The sequence below is a fragment of the Parasutterella sp. genome (genome assembly GCF_057870745.1).
Genome location: NZ_DBMALT010000094.1, coordinates 1 through 2,063 on the forward strand (window position 1 = coordinate 1; position 2,063 = coordinate 2,063).

Annotated in this window: 2 protein-coding genes; both read left to right on the forward strand. The window is 42.8% G+C overall.

The window, feature by feature from the left end; all coding sequences use genetic code 11:
• Window positions 1–66: 66 nt before the first annotated feature.
• Window positions 67–708, forward strand: a complete 642-nt coding sequence (locus tag ACZND6_RS12800; protein ID WP_300874995.1) for an IS607 family transposase — start codon at window positions 67–69, stop codon at window positions 706–708.
• A 10-nt stretch (window positions 709–718) separates the two neighbouring features.
• Window positions 719–2,020 carry an RNA-guided endonuclease InsQ/TnpB family protein gene (locus tag ACZND6_RS12805; RefSeq protein ID WP_370747751.1) on the forward strand — a complete coding sequence of 434 codons (1,302 nt, stop codon included), beginning with the start codon at window positions 719–721 and terminating at the stop codon, window positions 2,018–2,020.
• Window positions 2,021–2,063 lie beyond the last annotated feature (43 nt).

A 2,063-nucleotide genomic window follows, 5' to 3' on the forward strand; every position in this document is an offset into this window, starting at 1 on the left:
TTGGGCTTCTAACTGTTAAAATAAATCTATAAAAATATAGTAAAAAGTATAAATTATTTGTAGATTATGAACTCTGACTTTGTTCCGATTGGGCAAGCGTCTAAAATTCTTGGCGTCTCAATCCAGACCCTCCGCAATTGGGAGAAAACAGGCAGACTGCTTCCGGATTTTGTTTCGGCTGGCAGGACTCGTCGTTACAGCAGACGCCGACTCCTTTCTATTGCCGGATTGACTAATTCTGAAACTAAAGAAGATCAGAAGGTAACCATCGCCTATGCCCGGGTGAGTACTAATGAGCAAAAGGAAGACTTAAGCCGACAAATAGAATTATTGGAACTCTTTTGCGCAAAGAACGGTTTTACCTATGAAGTCATTTCCGACTTGGGGTCCGGAATGAATTATCGAAAGAAGGGGTTGAAAAAACTTCTGGACGCTCTTCTTAACGACAAGGTTGAACGCTTGGTCATCACTCACAAAGATAGGCTGCTGAGATTCGGAGCGGAGCTGGTTTTCACTATCTGTGAAACTAAGGGGGTTGAGGTTATCATCCTCAATAAGGGAGATGAAACGGTAGGATTTAAAGAAGAACTTGCCAAAGATGTTCTTGAAATAATCACCGTTTTTTCTGCCAAGTTGTACGGAAGTCGAAGTAAAAAGAACCGAGAGCTTCTAAAAAAATTAACCGAAACCGCGAAGGATCAGCTCTAGGGCTTTAAAAATGACAGTAACTTTGTCCCACAAGATCGAACTAAAGGCGAACAATAAATTCAAAACTTATTGCCGCAAAGCCTTTGGTGTTTCTCGATTTACGTGGAACTGGGTTTTAGAACGAGTAAACGATAAAAGAGAGCGAAAAGAAAAAATCGACGTTCTCGAACTAAAAAAAGAGTTCAATCACATCAAAAGAAGGCAATATCCCTTTGTCATGGAGGTGACAAAGTATGCCTCTCAGCAGCCCTTTATCTTTTTGAAACGAGCCTTGTCTCAGTTTTTTGATGACCTCAAAAGCGACAAATCCTCTTCTAAACGGAAAGGCTTTCCGGTCTTTAAAAAGAAGAGATACAGCTCGGGATCGTTTTATATCGGCGGAGACTTGGTCGTCGTAAAGAACGGCTCTGAAATTAAAGATAAACGCTTCGGAGCTTCTGACAATAAACCCTACTTACACATTCCGAAGTTCGGTTGGGTAATGCTAAGGGAAGAGATTCGTTTTCCCGGAAAGATTAACAGCGTGACGATATCCCAGGACGGCGATAAATTCTTTGCATCATTCAGCATAGAGACATCCGAAATCGTTTATGAGGGGACGCATAAAGAGAACGCACAAGAGGCGTTATGCGGCTGCGACTGGGGAGTTAAAGATCTCCTGACGCTGTCTAACGGAATCAAAATCAAAGGAAGTAAGCATTTAAAGAGAAGACAAAGGCAACTTGCAAGGCAGCAGAGGAAGTTGGCGAAAAAACAGCACCCGAGAACCAAAGGCGACAAAACGCCAACATCCAAGAACTACATCAAACAGTCAAGGAAAGTAGGAAAGCTTTACCGACGGATCAAGGCTCAGAGGCTCGATGAGAATGAAAAGCTATCAACCGTGCTCGTCCGCCATTTCAGAGTTATTTGCTTAGAGACGCTAAATGTTAAGGGAATGATGTCAAATCATCGGTTGGCAAAAGCGGTGTCAGACAACAGCCCCTACGCTCTGAAAGAGATGATCAAAAGAAAATCAGCCCGTCGAGAAAGGACCGTTATTGAAGCGGATCAGTTCTATGCGAGTTCGAAAACCTGTAGAAGATGCGGCGAGGTAAACAAAGATCTTAAGCTCAGCGACAGGATTTTCGTCTGTCCCAAGTGCGGTTTTACCGAGGACAGAGACGTACAGGCTGCAAAGAATTTGACTGAGATATACATCAACAAAGTAGGGTCAGCTAGCCCCGAACTCAAGCCTGTGGATCTGACGGCTCTGTTAGACGATTTAGCAATAAATGGTCTGGCAACCAGCAGGGTTGAAACAGGAATTTAATTAAAGGTCTGTTTTATAGATTTTTGTAGATTTAAAGTAGCGG